The organism is Dactylosporangium sp. NPDC050688 (genome assembly GCF_040654515.1).
GTDB lineage: Bacteria > Actinomycetota > Actinomycetes > Mycobacteriales > Micromonosporaceae > Dactylosporangium.
Genome location: NZ_JBFAIC010000041.1, coordinates 1 through 21,087, shown reverse-complemented (window position 1 = coordinate 21,087; position 21,087 = coordinate 1). Strand labels below are relative to the sequence as shown.

Here is a 21,087-nt window from a genome sequence, read left to right as displayed (position 1 = left end):
CTGACGAGGTCTCGTCTGGCCGGCAGGGCCTCTGCAAGGTAGGGATTTGACCGCTTTGCCCTACGGCAGTAGGCCGAGGAGTCGTAGTGGTCGGCGTGGGTCTCTGGCGTTGGAACGCAACGCTTTGGCGATCGTGGTGGTGCCGGTCAGCCGGAGCACGCTGATCGCGGTGTCGCGGAGGGTGGCCATGGCTCGTGGGGCGTTTCGGGTACGGATCTGGCTGGCGTCTTCGGCGAAGGTCACGTCGCGCACGTGGTGGAGCACTTCGATGCTCCAGTGTCCGCGGAGCCAGTCGGCGAGCAGGGCGATTGCGTAGTCGGGCGATGAGGCTTTGAGCAGGCGTTTATGCCGCGAGGTGGCGCCATCAGGGCCGAAGAAGCGGGCGAGGCCGTATCGGTGAGCCAAGTCGGCATGGAGCGCGGTGCCGGGATTACTCCCGGTCCGTTTCCCCATGCCGCTCGCCGAACCCGCCGTGCGATTCTCACCGCAACGGGCTCTCCACGGAGTCTGCCGTTGGTGTCAGGCAGTTGCAGCCCACAAGCTGGGGATCTTGTCGCCCCGGTACTGGCACCGCGTGATCGGCACCTTCGCCAGGTTGAACAGCTCGATCCCGTCCGCGGTCACTGGTTTCCACCGCCCGCTTGGGGTGGTGAAGTGCCGCCGAACGTCCTTCCGTCTCCAGCGGTGCCGCTGACTCAGCCACCGGATCACCCGTTGCCAGACGAACCTGGCGAGGGTGGACAGGGTGTGCTTGCACACGGCGTGCCGGAAGTAGTTGGCCCAGCCGCGCATGACCTGGTTCAACCTGGTCAGCACGAACCCGGGGTTGCGCTGCGTGGTCCGGTTTGTCAGAGCCCGGACCTTGTCCTTCAACGACCGGACCGGACGGTCGGCGATGAAGGTGTAGACATACCAGTTCCTCGTGCCGTACTTGCGGCGCCACTGGATGCGGAACCCCAAGAAGTCAAACCCGTCGCTCATGTGCACGATCCGGGTTTTGGCCGGTGACAGCCGCAACCCGAGCGGTTCGAGCACTCGCGCGACGTGTTCCTGCAACGCCTCGACGTCGCCACGGACACCATGCACGAGCACGACGAAGTCGTCGCAGTAGCGGACGACTCGCCAGGTCGGCTGGCCCTTGCCACGACGTCCGGCACGGCGGCTGGCTGTACTCATCGTCCCGCCGGGCCGCCATGGCCCGTGCAGGTCTTCGTCCAGCGCCGTCATGGCGATATTGAAGATCAACGGTGACAGGATCCCGCCTTATGAACAGTGCTGGGTTATGCGCAGCGTCGGCCTGTTGGCCCTGGTCAGGGCGGAGCTGGGGTCGAGCGCTGCGCATAACGCGTGGGTTTCGGGTCAGAGGTTGGTGAGCCAGTCGAGCAGTCCGGGGTCTTGGTTCAACGCCTATTTTCAAGGACTAGGACTGCCATCCATCTGTGGAACCCGGGGGAAGGGCAGGACCAACTTGACGGTCATGTGTTCGGATCGAGCTCTGTCTCATGTCAACTGCGGAGCGTCGGCGCGATCTGTGCGGCCTCGCACATAACTGGGCTTCTGGTGTGCCGCAAGCGCTGCCGCTTGTCGATGCGGCACGGATCACAACGTAGACCTTCGACCAGAACGGCACCCGGGTCGGCCACCAGGCGACCGCCGAGATGGCCTGGTCGCACACTTCACCGAGGCGACCATCGCGACTGCCATCCATGGACGTCACGGCGCCGGTCGTGCAGTCCGTGCGACGGCACCGCAGATCGGCCGGTCTGGCTACGGTTCAGAGTCCAGTCAGGACCGGCAGTACCGGGTTCGGGTCGGGTCAGGATTGCACGTCGATCCGCCGATCGTGCCGGTCCGGCGCAGGTGCGGCCATGGAGTGGCCAGACGATCGTTCCGGTCAGCTATCGCGCATCACCCGATCGACCTAATGGGCGAATCGATCACTTCCGTTACGCTTCCGGACCATGACCCTTCGATACGCGCGCAGCACGCAGCGTGTCGAAGACGTCGCCATCGAGCTGCGCGATCTGCGCGAGACGGTGACGGACTGGACCGACCGCCGAGCCGTCGAGCTGCCCATCTTCGCGCGCCACTGCGCCATTCTGGCGAGGCTGATCGGGGACATGCTCGCTGCTCTCGACCAGGACCTCGCGGCTGCGCCGCTCGAAGACACCGGCGCAACATATGAGGCGTGCCGGGCGATCGAGCAAGGCATCGCCGTCGTCCGGCGGCTGTTCGACTGGTATCGGATGCGCTACGACCAGCGTGACGATCCGGCATTGCGCGACGTGCTTCACGCCGCCGACCGGGTGGTGCGCTCCTGCTGGGCGCCGGCGTTCGGGCACCTGCCCGAGCCGCCGCCCGGTCCACTGCCGTACGTCGACGCGCGGTTCGACGCGATGGCGACCGTGCGCGAGACCGTACCCGTCGACCTGATGGGACCAGCCGATTCGGTGGTGGCCGACTTCGTCAGAATCCTGCCGGTGCCGACGATCGCCTTGCCGTTCGCGGTGCGCCATGCCTCCTGGTGGCTCGCGGTGATCGCCCATGAGACCGGCCATCACGTCGAGTTCGACGCTGATCCGGCACTTCGGGAGCAGCGGGACGCGGCGATTGCGGCGGTCGTCACCGACGCGCGGTGGCTGAAGTGGTCGAACGAAGTGTTCGCCGACGTGTACTCGAGCCTGGCCCTCGGTCCTGCCGCCGCGTGGACGGTGGAGGAGCTGGTGCACGCCACTGAGGCCAGGCGGATGATCCCGACCGACCGGTACCCGCCGCCGGCGGTCCGGCTAGCCCTGCTCGCCCACGCCGGCCGGGACGGTGCGCCGCAAGAGTCCTGGCCGGCGTACGAGGCGGCCACGGACGACGTGACCGTGCGGGACTGGTTCGCCGCGGTGCCCGCGGTCAGCGTCGCGCTCGCCGGCCTGCCCGTCGCCGACCGGGCGCTGGATCGCGTGCTGGTGCCGCGTCCCGACTGGTTCGGCCAGGGCGGACGGGTCCAGGAGTGGGCGACGCAGCTCCTGCGGGCGCAGCCCGTCTTCATACCCCGCACCGACGTACGTCCGGCCCCTCGACTGCTCGTCGCATCGGGGGTCATGGCGTACCGCCACCTAGCCGCCACCGCGGATGGGCCGGTTGCGGAGGCCGACCGCCGCCGGCTGCACGACAATCTGCTCGAGGCGCTGCTCACCGCCGGCGAACTCGGCACGCTCGAAGAGGCGCCCGACGCGACGCGGCCGGATCTGACCGTGCTGTCCAGGTCGTTGGTGGCGCGCCTGCGCGAGCACCTGGTGGCTGCCTCATGACGCTGCCGCGCCTGCTCGTCACGTTCGTCCCTTGGTCACCGACGCCGGGCTGGACGGTGTCGCTGCGGTTCGCCGGTACCGACGCCGATGTCGGCGAGCCCTTCGACGTGCCCGCCGTCGATATCGACGGTGCGTCGGTGCCGGCAGGCGGCCGGAGCGCCGCGGAGATCCAGGTGCTCCTCGACGCGGTGATCGACCCGGACGGCGACGCGGATCCGGTCGGCTATGGCCGCTGGCTGTTCGACGTGCTGTTCGGCGACGGCCGGTGGGCCGTGGTCCTCGAGCGCCCCGAGGTCCGTGCGGCCCGCGGCGTCGAGCTGGCGCTGCGCTGGCCGTCCGGCGCAGCCGCACTCCACCGGCTGATCTGGGAGGCGATGCACGATGGCGACGGACCACTGGCGGCGCATCCGACGCTGTTGGTGGCGGTGACCCGTCTGGTGATCGCGCGCCGGCCGCCGGATTCTCCGCTGGAGTCGGTGACGGCGGTGCCGACCCTGCTCCTTGCCGCCGGGGCCAAGCTTTCGGACAAGGTGATCCGGCCCGGGGCGATGTTCATGGGCCTGGTGCGGGCGTTCGAGTCCGACAGCGTGTGCAGCGTGCACGTGTCGCACGAGGTCACCGCCAGCCGTCTGGCGGCGGACTGCCGGCGCCTGCGACCACACATCGTGCACCTCGTCGCGCACGGCCGGCCGGGTGTGGTGATGCTGGCACCGGAGGGCCCGCACAACGGTCAGATTACTGCCGACGTCCTGGTCCGCACGATTGCCGGCGGTCAGGCGATGCCCTCGGCGCTTATTCTCAGCGCCTGCCACACCGCCGAGCCCCCGTTCCTCGCCGACCGGACCAGCGCTGACGGGCCGATGCCGTTTGCGCCGTTCGCCGCCCAGGCCGTCGAGGCCGGCCTGCCTGTCGTCGTGGCCATGAACGGCGCGGTGAGCGAGCAGGCCAGCCGCCTGTACACCCGACGGCTGCTGCACGCGATCCACCGTGGGGAGCCGATCGTGGAGGCGGCCGCGCACGGACGCCGCGCCGCGCTTCTCGGGCTGTCCGACCCGCTGCGCCGGCTCGACTGGGCGATGCCGGTGCTATTCATGGCCGAGCACGCACCAGCGGATTACGCCCCCATCAGCCCGGCATCGACGGACCGAATCGCCGACCTTGCCGACAGTTTCAAGTTCCGGCAACGGCCGGTGTTCATCGGCTACTTCGACCTGCTGGCCATGACCGATCAGCTGTTCGCCGCCGAGTCGCACGACCGGCTCGGCTTCATCGGCATACACCGTGAGGGGCCGATCGATCGCCTCGGCGGCACCCGCGTGCTGCAGGAGATGGGGTACCGGCTGCTCCAACAGGGCCACCTGCCGATCATGATCGGACCGTACCAGGAACAGTCCGGGCCACAGGACCTGCGCGCCTGGATCGCCGCGGTGCACCGGGTCGCCGTACGCTACAGCAACAAGTTCGACCTGCCGCCGGTGCCGCCGAGTGTGTTGCACGCCGACGGCGGACGCTGGCCGGACGTTGCGGCGTTCGCGGCCGCCGTCGCGATGCTGCCGTTGCCGTTGGCCCGGAAGCGGATCATCGAGGCAGTCGGGGAGTTCGCTCGCCCGATCGACCCGATCGACCCGATCGACCGGCGTGACCCGCTCGATCCGACGGTGGCCCTCGACCTGTTGTGCGATGACCTGAACCGGCTCGCGACCGCGGTCGGTAGCACCGGCGCGCCGTTCGGCCCGCACACCCGGCCGGTCCTGCTGGGCGACCGGGTGCACGACTGGGGCAGTGCGCTGGACGATCTGCTGTCGGTCATCGACGCTGACGGCATCGGCCGGCCCGGCCGGCCGGTCCCGGTTGTCGTCACCGCGTCGACCGTCGGCGGCCGGGGCGCGATCTTCAAGGCGTGGCGCGACGAGGAGGCCGGGCCGCGCAAGTTCGCCTTTCCCCGGCTGGAGCCGCTGCCGGAGCACGAGGCCGCTCTGGGCTTTTTGTGGGTACTGCTGCACCCGTGGCGGACCACCGACGAAAGCTTCCTGCCGGTGTACACCCCGATGCCGAAATGCGAGGAGGGCGTGCTCAACGGGTTGGCTGGTGGGCTGCGCGGCTATCCGGCAAAGGTCCGCGCCGAGCTGTACCTGTCGGCGGCCACACTCGTCGGCAGCGGACAGATGCGCACCGACGACGACAGCGGCCAGTACCTGGCATATCGGGCTGGCCACCCGTGACCACCGGGACCGGCCTAGCCGCCTTCACGCCCCAGACCCTGGTCTGGCTCGCCGCGGTGCCGGAGTGGACCGACGTGCTCGCCGTGCAGGTGGGCCTCGCCCAAGCGGGCCAGCTGCCCGCCCTGCTGGATCGGCTGGAGGACGCCGGCTTGGTCGAGCGCCGCGACGATCTCACTGCCGATGGTGAGCCGTGCGAGGTGTTCTGGCTTCGCTCCCGGATGCGCGCCACGGTCATCCAGCACACGGCGGACCGGCTTCGATCCCGGATGCTCGAAACGGTGACTCAGGACTCGGCAGAACGGGGCGTGTACACCGCCGTCACCCAGTGGGTCGACGACCTGCGCCGGGCCGTCGACCCCAACGCGCCCGGCGACTCATCGCTGGCGTCGTGGGCGTACGTCGCCACGCTGATGCGCGGTGACGGTGATGGTGCCGGGCTGCGGCTGCTGCGGGAGCTGGACCGGCTGCTGCGCACCCGCCAGGCGAGCCTCGCGGCCCGCCATGTGGGCGCGGCACAGGCGCTCGCCATGGTCCTGGGCACGGTCGGCGCGCTCGACACGGCACGGCTGGCGCGGTGGCGGCTAGACCGGGCCAACCGCGAGGCGGAAGACGCCCGGCTGCTGCGGCACTACACCCGCCGCTCCGACGCGGAAGCGGCGTTCGAGGCGCTGCTCAGCGCCGACGACGGCCGCTGGGTCTTGCACTACCGCGGTGACGGCGGGGTCGGCAAGACGATGCTCGTGCGTTACCTCGCGTCGGGTCGCTTCGCTGCCGACCGCTTCCGGCCGGCCTTCCCGGTCGCCCGGGTGGACTTCGACCATCTCGACCCGCGGTACCCCGACGACCGGCCGGCCGAGATCCTGCTCCGCCTCGCCGACGATCTGGTGACGTTCGTCGGAGGATACGACCTGACCAAGCGTTACCAGCGCTTCCACGGCACCACTGTCCGCCTCCATGAGGAACTGTCCCGCCGGGCACCGGTCCGCGCCAACGTCGACAGGCTGCTCGGCGAGGTGGTCGCCCAGTTCGGACGGATGGTTCGCGAGCTGCCAGGCCCGGTGGTCCTGGTGCTCGACACGTGCGAGGAACTCGCGAAACTCTACGCGCCCGGCGTCCCCGCGCCAGCGATCGACCGCACGTTCCAGGTCCTGGAGAGCATCCACGCCTATGCACCGAACGTTCGCGTCGTGCTCGCCGGGCGGCGTCCCCTCGTGGTCGAGCCGGACAGCGCTGTGTCCGGACCGTTGCTGCGCGAGCGGCCCTACGTGGATGTGCATCCGCTCACCGGGTACACCCGGAAGGAGGCCGAGGCGTATCTCGAGCGGCTGGCAACGCCGCTGTCAGTGCCGCTGCGGGACGCGGTACTGGAGCGGGTCGTCGGTGCGGCCGACAGCACCTACAACCCGTTCGAGCTGACCAGCTACGCCGAGTGGGCCGCAACCGATACAAGCCTCACACCGGAGGCGCTGCGAGCGGAGCCGGGCGACCTGTACGTCGACCGTCGGATCATCGGGCGGCTGGAGCCGATCGTGCGCGACTCGCTGCCGGCCGCCGCGGCTTTCGGCCGCTTCGACCTCGAACTGCTCGCCCCGGAGCTGCGCCGGCGGCATTTGGACCCCCAGGCCGCGTTCGACGCGCTTTGCGGGCACGAGTGGGTCCGCACGCTGTCGGTGACGGCGGCCGGCCGACCCGCCGTGGTACAAATCGATCCGCACCTCCTGGATCGGATCCGCCGCGCCGCCGCGCACGTAGACCCGCACCGGCTCGGCAAGGACGCAGCCGAAGTCGTCGAGGGCACCGCCCTGACCGACCTGCCCGCGGAAACGATCGAGGCGGCGGTGGCCCTGCTGCCCGCTGCCGATGCGGCGCGGTTGTGGCAGGGACTCGACGAGCGGATCCTTGCCGAGCGCGCCTGGGGCTGGGCGGCGCAGGTCACGGTGCGGGTGGCCGCTGTCGCGGCGGCCGCACGTACGAACATTCTGGCCGCGATCCTCGCCACCCAGGCGTCGGCAAACCTGCACACCGGGGCGGTCGCCACCCTGCCGACGCTATGGGTGCAGGTGGCGGCGCTGGCCGACCGGCACCCGACGCCGGACATCGCCCGGGAGCTTGCCATGCGAGCCGCGCTCGGCCTTGACACGCCGTTGTGGAGAGTGCCGGCGGACTTGGCGGACCGGCTCGCGGACGCGGCCATCGCCGCGGCGGAACGCAGCCTGGACGGCGGACGTCCGTTGCACGGCGCGGCCGTCGACCTGGTGTCGCATCTTGCGTTGACGCACCCGTCGACCACCATCCGGGTGGCGGCTGCCCTCATCCTGGCCGGCCACCACCGCGATTCGGCGGCCCGGCACGCTGGCCGTGCAGCAGAGCAGTGCGTGAACCTGCCGGCGGAGCCGGACGTACTGCGCGATTGGCTGCCACCGGCCCGGTTGGCCGACCGCTGTGCGCTGGCGCTCATGGTGACAAACCTCCCGACGGCTGCGGGCGAGGTCGGCCCATCGCCGGACGATCTGCACGATCTGCACGGTGTGGACGCCGAGCGTCGCGTCGCGGCCTGGCTCGGAACCCGGCTCGCTCACGGGTCGGTGCCTGCCCACGAACTCGATGCGATCGAGCAGCAGGACGTCTACGTTCCCGGCCGACGGGCGACGAGCTGGATCCACTACCGCAGCCGTCCTCTGCGAGTCGTGCTCGCGGAGGCGTGGGGCGCCCTCGGCAGACCGGGTCGGGCGGCTGCCGCGCTCGATGCCCGGATCGAAGAGGCGGTCGCCGCCGGTGACGACCCAGAGACCGTCGAGGCGTGCCAGCTTGCCCTGCTCCGGCTGTGCCGCCGGTACCGCACCACCGCGTACGCGTCCTCGGTGCACCGCCTAGCCCGCGACGGCTCGCAGGCGATCAGGGCCGAGGCGTGGCTGGTACTCACGCTGGTCGACGGCGAGCGGCCGGCGGACCCGGCCGAAGCCGGTAGCCACCACGGTTGGTGGCGCTGCCTCGACGCCGCGGCGGCGATCACGTTCGCCCAGCACGACGTGCCGGTCGATGGCAGCGCCGCCTCGCATGCGGACCGCCTGGAACATCAGGTGCTCCACAGCCGGCTCAGAACCGGCGGTGACGCCGCCGCACCACCACCCCGGCTGTGGCCTGAGGACCTGGCCGATGACGTCCGCGCGGCGATCGCGTCCGGGTTTAACGTTGGCATCGCCCTCGATGGAATACCGGCCGGTCTCGCGGGGCGGGCGGCCCTCGAAGCGGGTGAGGTGGCTGCACTGCGCCTGCCCCACCTGGCATCGGCTGCATTGAGGTTCGCCAGTGCGGCGCTCGAACGCGCTGGCTTCGCCGCGGACGCCGCCCGCGCGATGGTGCTCGCCATACTCGCCGACCGCCGGATCGCCGAAACCGCACTGCCGTCGCAGCCGCTCGGCCACCTTGTCGACGGCATAGCGGCCGAGGCGTGGCCGGACGGCTGGCAGGAGCGAGCCGATGCCGCAGCTGGAACACCGCCTGGTCCAGACGCCCGAGGCCGGTCGCCGGAGCTGCCGCCGAGGGGACGAGAAAGCCGGGCGGATGTGCCACGACTTGTGCGCGCCCTCCTGCGTCCGGCGGTGCGAGCGGTCCTGCACGCGGCGGACGGGCACGGGGTGCCCGTCGTGGCAGGCGTGGCCTTAATCGTGAGCGCCACGGGTGCCAATTACCAAGTGTGGCAGAACGTTCTCGTGCTTCTGCCTGTTCTCGGCTTTGTCACGACGATGACGTGGGCCATCTATCGCACGTTTGCATTAGTCCGCTCGTTCGGCCCCTCGTACCTGGTCGACCTGCGCCAGGTTGGGAACCGGTGGTTCCTGAACGCGCGGCCGATGCGCCACGCCGTCGACCTTTCCCCGGATCGACTCGGCCGCTGGTTCGGTGCCGAACGGTACGGCAACCAGGTGCCACCATCCGCCCGGTACATGATGCTGGCCGAGCGCGGCTACGAGGCGGCGGCGCTGACCGCGATCTGCCGGGCGGTCCGACCGGGCCGGGAGCGCTTTGTCACCGACTCGCCGCTGCTCAACCGGCGCCGGACCGCGTCGTCGGAACGCAAGCCGTCCGTCGTCGCGCTGCACTTGGACCAGGCTGCCTCCACAGTCGCCTGGGAGCAGCGGCTGGGTCTTGCCGTTCCCCGGGAGCGGCAGGCCGCGGTGCTGTGGTTTCGCCGCCAGCTCGGCCGGTTCGACGCACCACACATCGACCAGTGGCAGCAGGCCCCGCTCGGGGTCGGCTCGGAAGTGCACGCCATGGCGTCCGGCCCGGCATGGCCGACCGTTCAGACTGTGCGCGTACTGCGGCTGCGCGGTGCAGCGGTGCCGACCTCCGCCGGGTGGCGGCTGCGCATGACCGATGCTGTTCCGAGCGCCGACCTGCTCGACCTGTCCCGCCTGCGGAAGGTCCGTGCCGGCCTGGTGGTGCTGCAGGCCGAGCTGACCGCAGGCAACGCAAAGCCGCTCGAAGACCAGCACGCCGGCCTTCTTGCCCTGGCACAGGACGCGGCGGACGCCGGTGCACCAGCGGTGCTCGTAGTGCCGCATCTCACCCACCGGCTGGACCACGAGCTGCATGTCGAGCTCGAGAAGTTCGCAGCGCACCGCTGGCCGCCGACGCCGACGCGGGTGCTGCAACTGGTCCGACGGCTCAAGGCCAAGATCGACCACGGCAACTACCCCGCCCCACACACCGGCCACGTCGCCGCCCTCGACGTCATCCTGCTGATGCGCACCCATGAGTAGCGAGGAGTAAGTCCATGTGGCAGCACGTGCGGTCATGGTTCGCTAAGGAGGCCGAGCACGTCACCGTCGAGTTCATCCCCCTCGACGGCGCCTCACCGATCTACCCTGAGCGGGGATACCTGCGGCTGTGGCTCAACGAGGGCTTCCTGGCCCGGGCACGCACCTGGGGCAACGACCACTTTCCGGCGCTGCACGGCGGGGTATCGCTCACGTTCGGCGGTATCGAGGGCACGACATTCACGAAGTTCGCCAAGTCTGCACCGCTGGCGAAGGCGCCCGGCGCGCAGCTGAACGTCCCGATCACGGCCCTGCTGCCGTTCCGGGGCGGCAACGTCGAAGTGCAGGCCGCGATGTACCAGGCGTCGACCAGCGGGCCGCTGGCCACCGCCGTGCAGCTCGTCGGTGGTTTCGCGAGCCTGCTCGGGCCGCCGCTGGCGACCGCTGCGACGATCGCCAGCAAGATGTCGGCCGGTCTCGACGCGGTGCTGGACGCGAGCAATGATCAGCCGGTGCTCGGCGTGCACTGGTCGATGGTGAGTCCGGGTGGTGGTCTCCCCGTCCTGCGCAGCGGGCACTTGGTGGTGGTCAACACGCCCCGGGAGAAGCTCGGCGGTGCGCTGTGCATCGTGGACGGGCTGCTTCACGTGAACGACGGGTCTGGTCCCCGCCGCCTCACCGGCGCGGACTATCTGGTGACCCAGGTGGAGTGCCGGACGGAGCGCGACGACTGGCCGTCGTTCCAGCAGCTCTTCACGCTGATCAACGAGGCGCGGGCGGCGTATCTGCGCAGGCACGAGTCAGTCTATGTGGAGAAGGCGACCGAGGCGACGATCCTGGTGTGGACGTCGCCGGACCTCGTCAATAGCGACCGGCCCCGGATCGCGCTGGAGGTCGAGGCGGAGATCAACGCGGTGAAGCGCAACGGGATCGTGCCACCGGCAGAGGAGTCGTTCGTCGAGCGCATCTCGACCGGGCTGGTGCACCGCGACGCGCCCGAGCTGGCCGGGCTCCGCCTGATCGACCTGCTGGCGCGGTACCGCACCTGAGCGTCCCGGTCCACGACGGCCGAACCTATTACTACCTGGTGGAGTCGGCCCGCGTCGAGGGCAAGCCCCCGAATCGTGTCGCAACAGTACCTGGGCAGTGCTGCGGAGATCGCCGAGAAGCTGGCCGGCGGGCCGGCCGCCGCACCGGTGCGCAGCCGGCACAAACGGTTCGGAGACGTCGCCGCGGTCTGGTCGGTGATCGAGCGGATTGGCGTGATCGAGGTGATCGATGAGGTCGTGCCCCGCCGGGCGGACGCGGCCGCGTCGGTCGGCACCTACCTGGCCCTGACGACGGCGAACCGTGTCGTGGACCCGTGTTCGAAGCTGGGCTTCGCCGACTGGTGGGCCACCACGGCTGGGCCACGGTGGGTGAGGTTGCCGGCGGCGGCGACCGACCACCGCCGCTTCTGGGAGGCGATGGACCGCCTCGGCGAGACCGACCTGGCCACGATCGAGACCGAGTTGGGTCGACGCATCGTCGCCGAGTACAGCCTGGACCTGTCAGGTCTGGTCCTGGACATGACCAACTTCGCCACCTACATCGACTCCGGCAACGACAAAGCGCCGATCGCGCAGCGGGGCAAGGCCAAGCAGAAACGGGTGGACCTGCGGCTGGTCGGCCTGGGACTGGTGGTCACCCGCGACGGTGGCATCCCGCTGCTGTCGCACGCCTACCCCGGCGACCGGCCCGACGTCACCCAGTTCCCGGGTCGCATCGTGTGGTCCAGAAGTCGGGAAAGCGCCAACTTTGCACGGGAACCCAGCCGCGTGCCTTGAAGGTATCGAGGCGAACGCATGGTGCGTCCCAGGTGCAAGGTGGGTGAGCAGATGAGTCAGGTGAAGATCCTGCTGGTGGTGATCGCGATCCTGGTCGGGATCATCGCCGGTCTGGTCGCCGCGGTGTTGTCCCGTATGAACGGCGACCGGACGGCGGCGGCCATCAGCAAGGGCGGAATCGCGTTCGGTGGGACGGTCCCGCTCGTCCTGCTGATCGAGAACACGCTCGCATCGTGACGGCGGCGGCCGGGGCAGCCAGCAGCTGCCCCGGCCGCCGCCGGGCTCGTTCTAAAAATCTTGGCGGACTTTTGCACACCCTGCGGGGCGTGACGCTTGAGGTAAGTAGGCCCGCGCAGAAGCAGGCGCTCACAAGGCGTCCAGCAGCAAGCCGGCTACTCAACCTCTTCCAAGTTTCTGGGGGTCAGAACATGGATACGTCACGATCGCCTCGTTTCGGGAACCTCGTTGGCCACCGCATCGGCTGAGCCAGCAGCGCCCGGGGGCTTAACGGGCGAGTTCGACGACTACTACCGCGAAGACGCACCGAGGGTGACCGCCTTCCTCCTGAAGGTCGGTGCCTCGCTACCCGAGGCGCAAGACAGCGCCCAGCACGCGCTGACAGCAGTGTTCACCCGATGGGAGCAGCTGCGCAGCACCAAGCCTGCCGCGTACGCCCGCACGGTGGCCCTGCGCCACTACCTGGCCAGCCGCGCTCGCAGCGTCAAGGACGACGAGAAACTCGCGTTGTCGGACTGGGCAAGCGAGCGGGCCGCTGCTGCCGCCGCTGAACATTCGGTGATCATCAAGGCCGAGCAGCGTCGCCTCATCGAGATGATGCAGGAACTGCCGTTCGGGCAGCGCCGCGTGCTCGCCCTGTACATCGATGGGTTCAGCACGGCCGAGATCGCCGACATCACCAGGGTCGACGAGGGCACTGTCAGATCCCATCTGCGACATGCCAGGGCAAAGGTCAAGACACTCATGACCGACAGACAACCGAACGCCACGACCACAGCAACCACGACGGCAGCGACCACGAGCAAGGGAAGGAGGACCGACGATGAACGAGCACGATGACGAAATCGACGCCTGGCTGCACGACATCAACGAGGGCATCGTCGAGTCCCTCACCGCAACCGTCGACACCGAGGCTGCGCTGTTGCAGCTGAAGCAGAACGCCGCCAAGGAAGCCGTCGCCGTCGCCCACAACCGCGGCAGCGACGAGCCCGACCGGGCGATCCGAGAGGTGCTGGCCGTGAAGTTCACGGCCGGCACCACCTCTCTGACGGACGAGGACCAGGGCCCGCACGGCGACACCGTGCGGGCCCCCGGGCCAGCTCCGGCAACGACACGGCCACCGTGGTGGCGACGCCGGTTCGGCAGACTGCTTGCCCTGCTTTCTGCGCTGGCCGTATTTGGCGTGCTTGCTGCAATGCAGCTCGTGTCAGGTTCGTGGCTATCGCCGCCTCCGCTTCCCGACCTGCTGCAGTGGGTGAGTTCCACCGCTGCGGTCGTCGGGGCGCTGCTGGTCGGCGTTGTGGCCCCGGTGCGGAGACGGCTGCAGCGTAGACGGCTACAACGGTGCATGACGGGATTGCCATACTGGACGCGGTCAGGACCGTTAGCGACTGAGGACGCGAGAAAGATCGCCCAATGGGTGCTCGAATGCGGTCAGTGGACGCCACCGGATAGCATTCATCGTCTGCGTCCGATCTTTGCTGCCTACGGGCAATTCCACCCATGGCCGGATCGATTCCTGGTGCCTGAGAGCGATTCGGACGGTAAGCCTGACGATGCCGTCGACGACGCTGCTGACATGGATCAAACTGCTCTAGTTGGTCCTGACGATGAGTCAGATTCGCCTCCGACGGTGAGCAACGGTCCCAGCAACGTGCTGATCAGGGCTCAGGACCGGCACCGCCGAAAAAGGACCGGGACAACGGCTCGCCGCGGATTAAGGCTGCGCCCGCGAACACCACGGCGGCGCTGACCAGCGCGACGTGACGTATCCATGTTCTGACCCCCAGAAGCCATGGAACAGGTTCTGACTCCAGAAACCATGGAACAGCTGAACCGGGGAGGCCCCAGGCCTCCCCGGTTCGTTTGCTGATGGGTGCGGCGAGCGCCGCACAGCATGATCGGCGCTCAGCCGCAGCTGACTACACCCACCGACAGGTACTGACGGTGCAGCAGGGTGGCGGGCGCTCTGCAGCGGCCGAGGAGGCTTTGGCCGCTGCCGACGTCCGTCATAGATCAAGTCGAGTAGCCGGCAGCCGAACGCGAGCGGGCAGCACCCGGTGATCTTGATTCATTCCCAAGGGATCGACCGAAGGGCTGATGCCGCGTCAATCCTTCGATTCTTGTGAGAGCGCTGGCACCAACTACTTCCAGACTCTTAGCCGTATGGATCTCGCCGGGTGGGTCAGGCATTCAAGCCGGTTATTCGCTGTCGCCCGAGATCATCGGCGCTTAGCGTGCACACGCGGGCCTGGCCCAGACTTGAACACCGGTGTATGGGGGCGTCTATGAAGCTGCAGAGCCGGATCGCTGTGCTGGGTGGCGCGGATCCAGCGAACCCGCTGGATTCCGACAACAAGGTGCGGCACACTGCGGTCGGAATGCTGCTGCTCGCCGTCGGCGCATGGGCGTTCACCGCCGCAACGGCGGCGTTCCACAGCAACCTGCACGCCTCGTGGCCGCTGGCGCTGCTCGGCGGTGCGTTGATCGCAGTGGTCGTCTTCAGCATCGACCTGCTGGTAACCGCGACGCCGCTCAAAGACACGAACCTCGGCTCACGACTTCGGCTCGTGCTCATCCGGGGCATGGTGTCGTTGGCGATGGGGCTGGTGATTTCCCACGCCACGATCCTGTTCATGTACCGCGACACACTTGCGCAGATGGTTTCGGCGAAAAACACGGCGATCGCCGCTGAAACGACCGAGCGGATCACCCACACGTCCAAGTACACGCCGGCCATCGACCAGGCGACGCAACGCGTCGATGACGATCGGAAGCAGATCACAGCGGAGAACCAGACCCTCAGCGAGGCACAGCAGAAGCTGGCGCAACTGCAGAAGGCGTGGTCCGACGACACGGTCTGCGTCAACGGCAACCGCGCCGCAAACGGCGACCGATGCGGGCCGGGACCGAGCTCGAACGCATTGAAGGCCGAACTCGACGCCTACAGGACGGTTACGCTGCCCGCCGTCGTGAAGAACCACGACGAGCAGGTGGCCGCGCTTACCAAGGACATCGAGCTGCAGAGCGCCACCATCACCGCCGCGACCGAACAACGCAACCAGGAGATCAAGGACGGGGTCGCCGCCACGCTGGCGAATGTGGGCCTCGCCGCCCAGACCGACGCCCTAGTCGAGCTGTTGCGTCATGACCTGTTCGCATGGCTGTGGCCGGCCTTCTTCATCGTCATCGACCTCGCCGTGGCGCTGATGAAGGGCGTACTACCGGAGTCTGACTTCGACAGGGCACGCCGAACCCGGCGTGCCCTGGCGAGCAAGGTCGACGACGCGATCGCCGCATCGCAAACGTTCAAGGATCTCGTGGATCACGCCGCCGCCCAGCAGGCCCTGGTGATGAAAGCCCGCATCGACCACGACGTCGACAGGCAACTCGCCGCGCTGCAACAGGGCGCCGGCCGAGCAAACACCCCACCGGCGGCAGGCCGCAGACGTGCGGTTTTCGCCGGACTAACCGTCCTCGTCGTGGCTCTCAGCTTGAGCATGGCCGCGTCCAGCGGTCGCGGAGGCTCCGCAACCGCAGCGTCAGGGATGCAGGCCAGAGGCGGACAGTCGATCACGCTGCGAGACGGCCTGACGCTGCACGTGCCGGAACGCGCGATCAGCGGCGACGCGCCGGTCACCGCGCGGTACCGCGAGTCCCGCCCGTGGGCTGGTCACATCCCCCGGTCTGCGACCGTTGAACTGACCACCAGCGGCGCCCTCACCGGCCGACCCCAGCTCCGGTTGACGGTTCCGCCCGGGCAGGAACAGGCCGCACAGGCCGGCGACCTGCAGCTGGCGTTCCAGTCCGACGACCCGAGCGGTTGGACACAGTATCCGGTCTCGTATGACCCAGCGACCAACACCGTCGTCGGTGAGCTGACCCATTTCTCCACATGGCAGTTCTGGGAATGGGACTGGGCTGGTATCGGCGCGAGCGTCAGTCAGACGATCGGCCAATGGACCGGCCGTCGCTCCGACGACGTGCCGCAGTGCGACCCGAAGAAGAAGACGCCGGCCTGGTTCAACTTCGACGCCGGCATCACCAACGAACCGGCGATGGTGGTGCGGTCCTGCCTACAGGGCCATGACGGCGACGACGTGCTGGACGTCCAAATCGTCAACAACCGCCCGTACGGCCTGATGCTGCACTACAACGGTGCAGCGGTGAAGTACGGGTGGCATGAGGAGGCCGATTCGCTGCCTGGCGCGTTCCGCGACGTCGTCGGCGACCTCACGGCCGGCTCCAAGGGCCTCTACCTGCCACCACTGTCGCGGGCAGCGGTCGGCATCATGAAGATCGGCAGCGGCAAGCAGCACAAGTTCCCTATCACCCCGACAGCGGGGACCGTCACCGCCGACCTCACCTCCATGCTCGCCCAGCAACTTCTCGACGTCGCCATCGGCGCGGCCGGCAGGAAGTGGGTACAGGATGTGAAGGGCGCCGCCGCGGCCGGCTCGTGCTCCAAGATGGTGATTAATACCAACATCCCAGACCGGGACACGGTGTACCGGATTCTCACCGGTGATGGCCCGCAGTGCATCAAGGACATCCTCGTCATCGCTGCGCGCAACGAGATCCGCCAGGGGGCGGGTATGGATCTCAAGACCATCGGAAAGCTCAGCGACGGCATCAGCAAGATGACCGGCGTCATAACTAAAGCACCTGGATACCTCAACAAGATGGGCGACCTGCTCGACTTCGGCGTCGACCAGTGGGCCGCGTCCGTGCCAGAGCTCGGCTTCGGTTTCAGCATCCTGGCGCGGTCCGTCGACACCGGCGGCCAGAACGGCAACGGCGGTGGGAAAAACGATGGCGGCCAGAGCGGTAGTCAAAACCCGGGCACAGGGACCCTGATGTTTGCCGTCACCGGATCGTGCACCACCGTCGGCGGCACACTCTCAAGCACCTCGTCCGGCTTCACCCCCGGCGGCCGGTACGCCATCGAGGTCCGCCGTCCGGACGGCAATGCCTACACCGGCTTCACCGCTACCGGCACCGTCCGCCCCGGCGGCAACATCATGTGGACCTGGCCCTGCGCAGGTGATCCCGTCGGCACCTACACCACCCGGATCACCGACAACAGCACCGGACGCGTAACCCCATGGACGCCGTTCACCATCGGTGCCGCACCGGGCACTCAACCACCGGTACCCCCGACACCGGCGGCAACCGCAGTCAAGGCGTACGACAACTACGGCCCTGTCACCACCGCTGGCATCCCGATGTGCGCCGGCAACCCAGGCCGGCCGGAATCAATGCCCGGCGGCTCCGTGTCACAGACGTTCGCGGTGCCCAACGGTGTTGCCTATCTCGACGCCGCACTGGTGCAGATCGACTTCAACGCCGACATGACCGTCCATGCGACGCTTTCGGTCAACGGGACCGCAAAAGCGTCGAACGACCAAACGCCCAACAACGATACGACCTTCAGGTTCCCGCGGGTCCCCGTGCGTGCCGGAGACACCGTGACCCTCACGCTCACCTGGACGGGGAGAAAAGGCAAGCTCGACACCATCTACATGACCGGCAATCCGCCCACCTCGCACCTCGTGATCACTAACACCTGCTCGGACGGAGCGCCCAGCCTCAACAGGACGGACACCGGACTCCGAGCCGTCATCAGCGGATGGTCGGCCTGACCTCTCGGTAACCCTGCGCATAAGTGGCATTATGTGCGTTCTGTAACAAAATTCAGTCCATGTACACCGCCTCAGCAGGCTGGTTGTGCCGCCGACCCGGCCCGCTTGAAGCGGGCCGGGTCGGCGTGGGCGTTCAGTGCTCGAGGATCCAGGTGATGAGGGCGTGGATGGTGCCGGACATGGTGCCGCGGACGGCGGCGAGGGTGAGCTTCTCGCGCCAGGTAGGGTTGGTGGGCTCGTTGGGCATCGGTGGCTCCCCGCATGTTGACGGTGGGAGCCGGCCGGTCTCCCGCGTTGACGCCTTGAGAGAAGCGCCTGGTGGCGGGGTTCGGCAGCGGGTGCGAAGGAAGCCGAACAGCGCTGCGGGTCGCCGGTCTTGGTGACCTTGGCGGTCGCGCCGAAGGTGGTGGCGGGTCTACGGTGGTCCGTCAGTGTTCGGTGCGACCGCCGAACAGCCGGGAGGCGCCCGAATGGCCGACAACGACCCCGTCGCCGATCCATCAGGGATCCGCTTGGACGCGGTGCAGTCTCTGGACGCGTTCGCCCGGGCATGTTGTCAGCTGCGCGCTGGCCGCTCCTACGCCGACCTGCGGCGCAAGGCTCGGCCACGGTCACTGCCGCCAGCGACGTTGAGCGATTTGCTCAACGCAAAGGGGACCCCGACCCGCGACACGGTGATCACCTTCCTAGCCGCATGCGACCTCGACGACATGGCACAGCGACCTTGGTTGGCCGCGTGGGAGCGGGTGGCAACGGCTCACCAGCCGCGCCCGGCCGGTGCGGTCCGGGTCGGAGAGGCCCGACCACGGCTGCTCGGCGTACACGCCGCCATCCAGATCCCCGGCACCACCGAGGAGCTGCCGCCGTACGTGCCGCGCGACCTGGACGCCGACCTACGCGTCGCCCTCACCGCCGCAGCGGCGCGGGGCGGGTTCGTGCTGCTCATCGGTGGGTCATCGGTCGGCAAGACCAGAGCCCTGTACGAGGCCGTCCGCGCCGAACTGCGGGAATGGTGGCTCCTGCACCCAGCCGACGCTCCAGCGATCACCGCACACGCCGAGGACTCGACGCCACGGACTGTGGTGTGGCTGGACGAGCTACAGCGCTACCTCAACCACCCAACCGGACTCCCCGCCGGCACCCTCCGCCAGCTGATCACCGCGGGAACCGTCGTGGTCGCGACGCTGTGGCCCGACGAGTGCGGCCTGCGCACCGCCCGCCCCCCAGCGGGGCAGCCCGACCCGTACGCCAACGACCGCCAGCTACTCGGCCTCGCCCGGCTCATCGAGGTGCCCGAGACATTCAGCCCGGCCGAACGACGCCGCGGCGAAACCCTCGCCAGCACCGACCAGCGCATCCGTATCGCGCTCGGCACCACCGACGCCGGCTTCACCCAAGTCCTCGCCGCCGGCCCCGCCCTCATCCAACGCTGGGAACACGCCCCCACCGCCGACTGCTACGGCAAGGCCGTCATCACCGCCGCGCTCGACGCCCGCCGCGTCGGCGCCGAACACCCCACCACCCGCGACTTCCTCGAAAACGCCGCCCCCGCCTACCTCACGCCAGCCCAACAAGCCACCGCACCCCCGGGCTGGCTCGACCACGCCCTGACCTACGCCACCGCCCCCGTCCACGGCGCCGCCGCCTGCCTCACGCCGATCCCCGCCGGCATGGGCTCGATCGCCGGCTACACCCCCGCCGACTACCTCCACCAACACGCCCAATACACCCGCCGCACCACCGCCCTACCCGATCTTGTATGGACAACGCTCACCACCCACCACCACCCCGACGACACCCTCCAGCTCGCCCACAGCGCCGAAAGCCGCGGCCAGCCCGAGCACGCCATCGCCCTCTACCAGCGCGCCACGGATACGGACGACGGGTTCGCCGCCCGCCAGTTGGCCGGGCTGCTGGCCGAGCAGGGCCGCGTCGACGAGCTGCGCGACCTCGCTGCTACCGGCGACTGGCGCGCCACCCACCGGCTGGTCGACGTGCTGACCGAGCAGGGCCGCGTCGAGGAGGCGCTGCAGGTGCTGCGCGACCTCGCTGCCACCGGCGACTTGTCCGCCGCCCAACGGCTGGCCGACATTCTGGCCGAGCAGGGCCGCGTCGACGAACTGCGCGACCTCGCTGCCACCGGCGACGGGTACGTCCGCCACCGGCTGGCCGACGTGCTGGCCGAGCAGGGTCGCGTTGACGAGCTGCGCGACCGCGCTGCCACGGGCGACGAGTTCGCTGCCGCACGGCTGGCCGACGTGCTGGCCGAGCAGGGCCGCGTCGAGGAGGCGCTGCAAATGCTGCGCGACCTCGCTGCCACCGGCGACGAGTTCGACGAGGGCGACGGGTCGGTCGCCGAACGGCTGGCCGACATTCTGGCCGAGCAGGGCCGCGTCGACGAACTGCGCGACCTCGCTGCCACCGGCGACGGGCACGCCGCCCGCCGGCTGGCCGACGTGCTGGCCGAGCAGGGCCGTGTCGAGGAGGCGCTGCAGATCCTGCGCGACCGCGCTGCCACCGGCGACTGGTTCGCCGCCTTCGGGCTGGCCGACGTGCTGGCCGAGCAGGGCCGTGTCGAGGAGGCGCTGCAGATCCTGCGCGACCGCGCTGCCACCGGCGACTTGGACGCAGCCAACCGGCTGGCCAACATGCTGGCCGAGCAGGGCCGCCTCGAGGAGGCGCTGCAGGTGCTGCGCGACCGCGCTGCCGCCGACGACTTTCTCGCCGGGTTCGCCAGCCTGCCGCTGGTCAAGATGCTGGCCGAGCACGGACGCATCGACGAGCTTCGGGATGAAGTGGCGGCAGGCACGTTGGACGCCGTGGAAAGCCTTCGCCGCCTTGAGCAGGCGTGCTGATAACACATTGAACGAGTGCTGGTAATGACCCCGAAGATTAACGCAGCTCAGAGCCCTCGCCAGCGGCGTTTTACCGGAGTGGCGTCCCTGATAGTGGTGTAACGCGGTTGGCGTGATCGGCGGACGGCCCGTCTGGGGGCTGGACGCAGGCGCGGTCATCGCGTGATCTTTCGAGTGAACCTCTCACAGCACTCTCGAAAGGGCTCTATCGCGATGACCGCACCTCACATCATCGACCCTGCC

The 21,087-nt window shown here is 68.9% G+C and carries 10 protein-coding genes and 1 pseudogene; 9 read left to right on the top strand and 2 right to left on the bottom strand.

What is annotated here, in order from left to right; all coding sequences use genetic code 11:
- Positions 1–60: 60 nt before the first annotated feature.
- Together AB0H83_RS31890 and AB0H83_RS31885 are read right to left on the bottom strand one after the other, a co-directional pair.
- Positions 61–300 (bottom strand): annotated as a pseudogene (locus AB0H83_RS31890) (ISAs1 family transposase); the annotation flags it as partial.
- A gap of 219 nt (positions 301–519) precedes the next feature.
- Positions 520–1,254 carry a group II intron maturase-specific domain-containing protein gene (locus tag AB0H83_RS31885; protein ID WP_360101549.1) on the bottom strand — a complete coding sequence of 245 codons (735 nt, stop codon included), beginning with the start codon at positions 1,252–1,254 and terminating at the stop codon, positions 520–522.
- A gap of 707 nt (positions 1,255–1,961) precedes the next feature.
- Here AB0H83_RS31885 and AB0H83_RS31880 point away from each other — a divergent pair.
- The 9 genes from AB0H83_RS31880 (at position 1,962) to AB0H83_RS31840 (ending at position 20,844) form a co-directional block, all read left to right on the top strand.
- Positions 1,962–3,302, top strand: a complete 1,341-nt coding sequence (locus AB0H83_RS31880; protein WP_360101463.1) for a hypothetical protein — start codon at positions 1,962–1,964, stop codon at positions 3,300–3,302.
- Entirely contained in the window at positions 3,299–5,524 is a 2,226-nt protein-coding gene (locus AB0H83_RS31875) for a CHAT domain-containing protein (RefSeq protein WP_360101461.1), read from the top strand. Before AB0H83_RS31880 ends, AB0H83_RS31875 begins: the two co-directional genes overlap by 4 nt.
- A gap of 4,777 nt (positions 5,525–10,301) precedes the next feature.
- The gene (locus AB0H83_RS31870; protein ID WP_360101459.1) at positions 10,302–11,333 is read left to right on the top strand and encodes a hypothetical protein; all 1,032 of its coding nucleotides are present in this window, start codon (positions 10,302–10,304) and stop codon (positions 11,331–11,333) included.
- A 75-nt stretch (positions 11,334–11,408) separates the two neighbouring features.
- On the top strand, positions 11,409–12,110 hold the full coding sequence (locus tag AB0H83_RS31865; RefSeq protein WP_360101457.1) for a hypothetical protein: 702 nt from the start codon (positions 11,409–11,411) through the stop codon (positions 12,108–12,110).
- A gap of 39 nt (positions 12,111–12,149) precedes the next feature.
- Entirely contained in the window at positions 12,150–12,347 is a 198-nt protein-coding gene (locus AB0H83_RS31860; protein ID WP_360101455.1) for a hypothetical protein, read from the top strand.
- Positions 12,348–12,659: 312 nt separating this feature from the next.
- Positions 12,660–13,187 carry a sigma-70 family RNA polymerase sigma factor gene (locus AB0H83_RS31855; RefSeq protein WP_360101453.1) on the top strand — a complete coding sequence of 176 codons (528 nt, stop codon included), beginning with the start codon at positions 12,660–12,662 and terminating at the stop codon, positions 13,185–13,187.
- Positions 13,171–14,100: a hypothetical protein gene (locus tag AB0H83_RS31850; protein WP_360101451.1), complete on the top strand. Its 930-nt coding sequence runs from the start codon at positions 13,171–13,173 to the stop codon at positions 14,098–14,100. Before AB0H83_RS31855 ends, AB0H83_RS31850 begins: the two co-directional genes overlap by 17 nt.
- Before the next feature lie 535 nt (positions 14,101–14,635).
- Positions 14,636–17,989, top strand: coding sequence for a DUF4407 domain-containing protein (locus AB0H83_RS31845; protein ID WP_360101449.1), 3,354 nt, complete (start codon positions 14,636–14,638; stop codon positions 17,987–17,989).
- A gap of 710 nt (positions 17,990–18,699) precedes the next feature.
- Entirely contained in the window at positions 18,700–20,844 is a 2,145-nt protein-coding gene (locus AB0H83_RS31840) for a tetratricopeptide repeat protein (RefSeq protein ID WP_360101447.1), read from the top strand.
- Positions 20,845–21,087: the final 243 nt, after the last annotated feature.

Bases quoted from the DNA above. Each gene is read 5' to 3' on its own strand.
- AB0H83_RS31880 (WP_360101463.1), top strand. From the start codon at position 1,962: ATGACCCTTCGATACGCGCGCAGCACGCAGCGTGTCGAAGACGTCGCC.
- AB0H83_RS31875 (WP_360101461.1), top strand. From the start codon at position 3,299: ATGACGCTGCCGCGCCTGCTCGTCACGTTCGTCCCTTGGTCACCGACG.
- AB0H83_RS31870 (WP_360101459.1), top strand. From the start codon at position 10,302: ATGTGGCAGCACGTGCGGTCATGGTTCGCTAAGGAGGCCGAGCACGTC.
- AB0H83_RS31850 (WP_360101451.1), top strand. From the start codon at position 13,171: ATGAACGAGCACGATGACGAAATCGACGCCTGGCTGCACGACATCAAC.
- AB0H83_RS31845 (WP_360101449.1), top strand. From the start codon at position 14,636: ATGAAGCTGCAGAGCCGGATCGCTGTGCTGGGTGGCGCGGATCCAGCG.
- AB0H83_RS31840 (WP_360101447.1), top strand. From the start codon at position 18,700: ATGGCACAGCGACCTTGGTTGGCCGCGTGGGAGCGGGTGGCAACGGCT.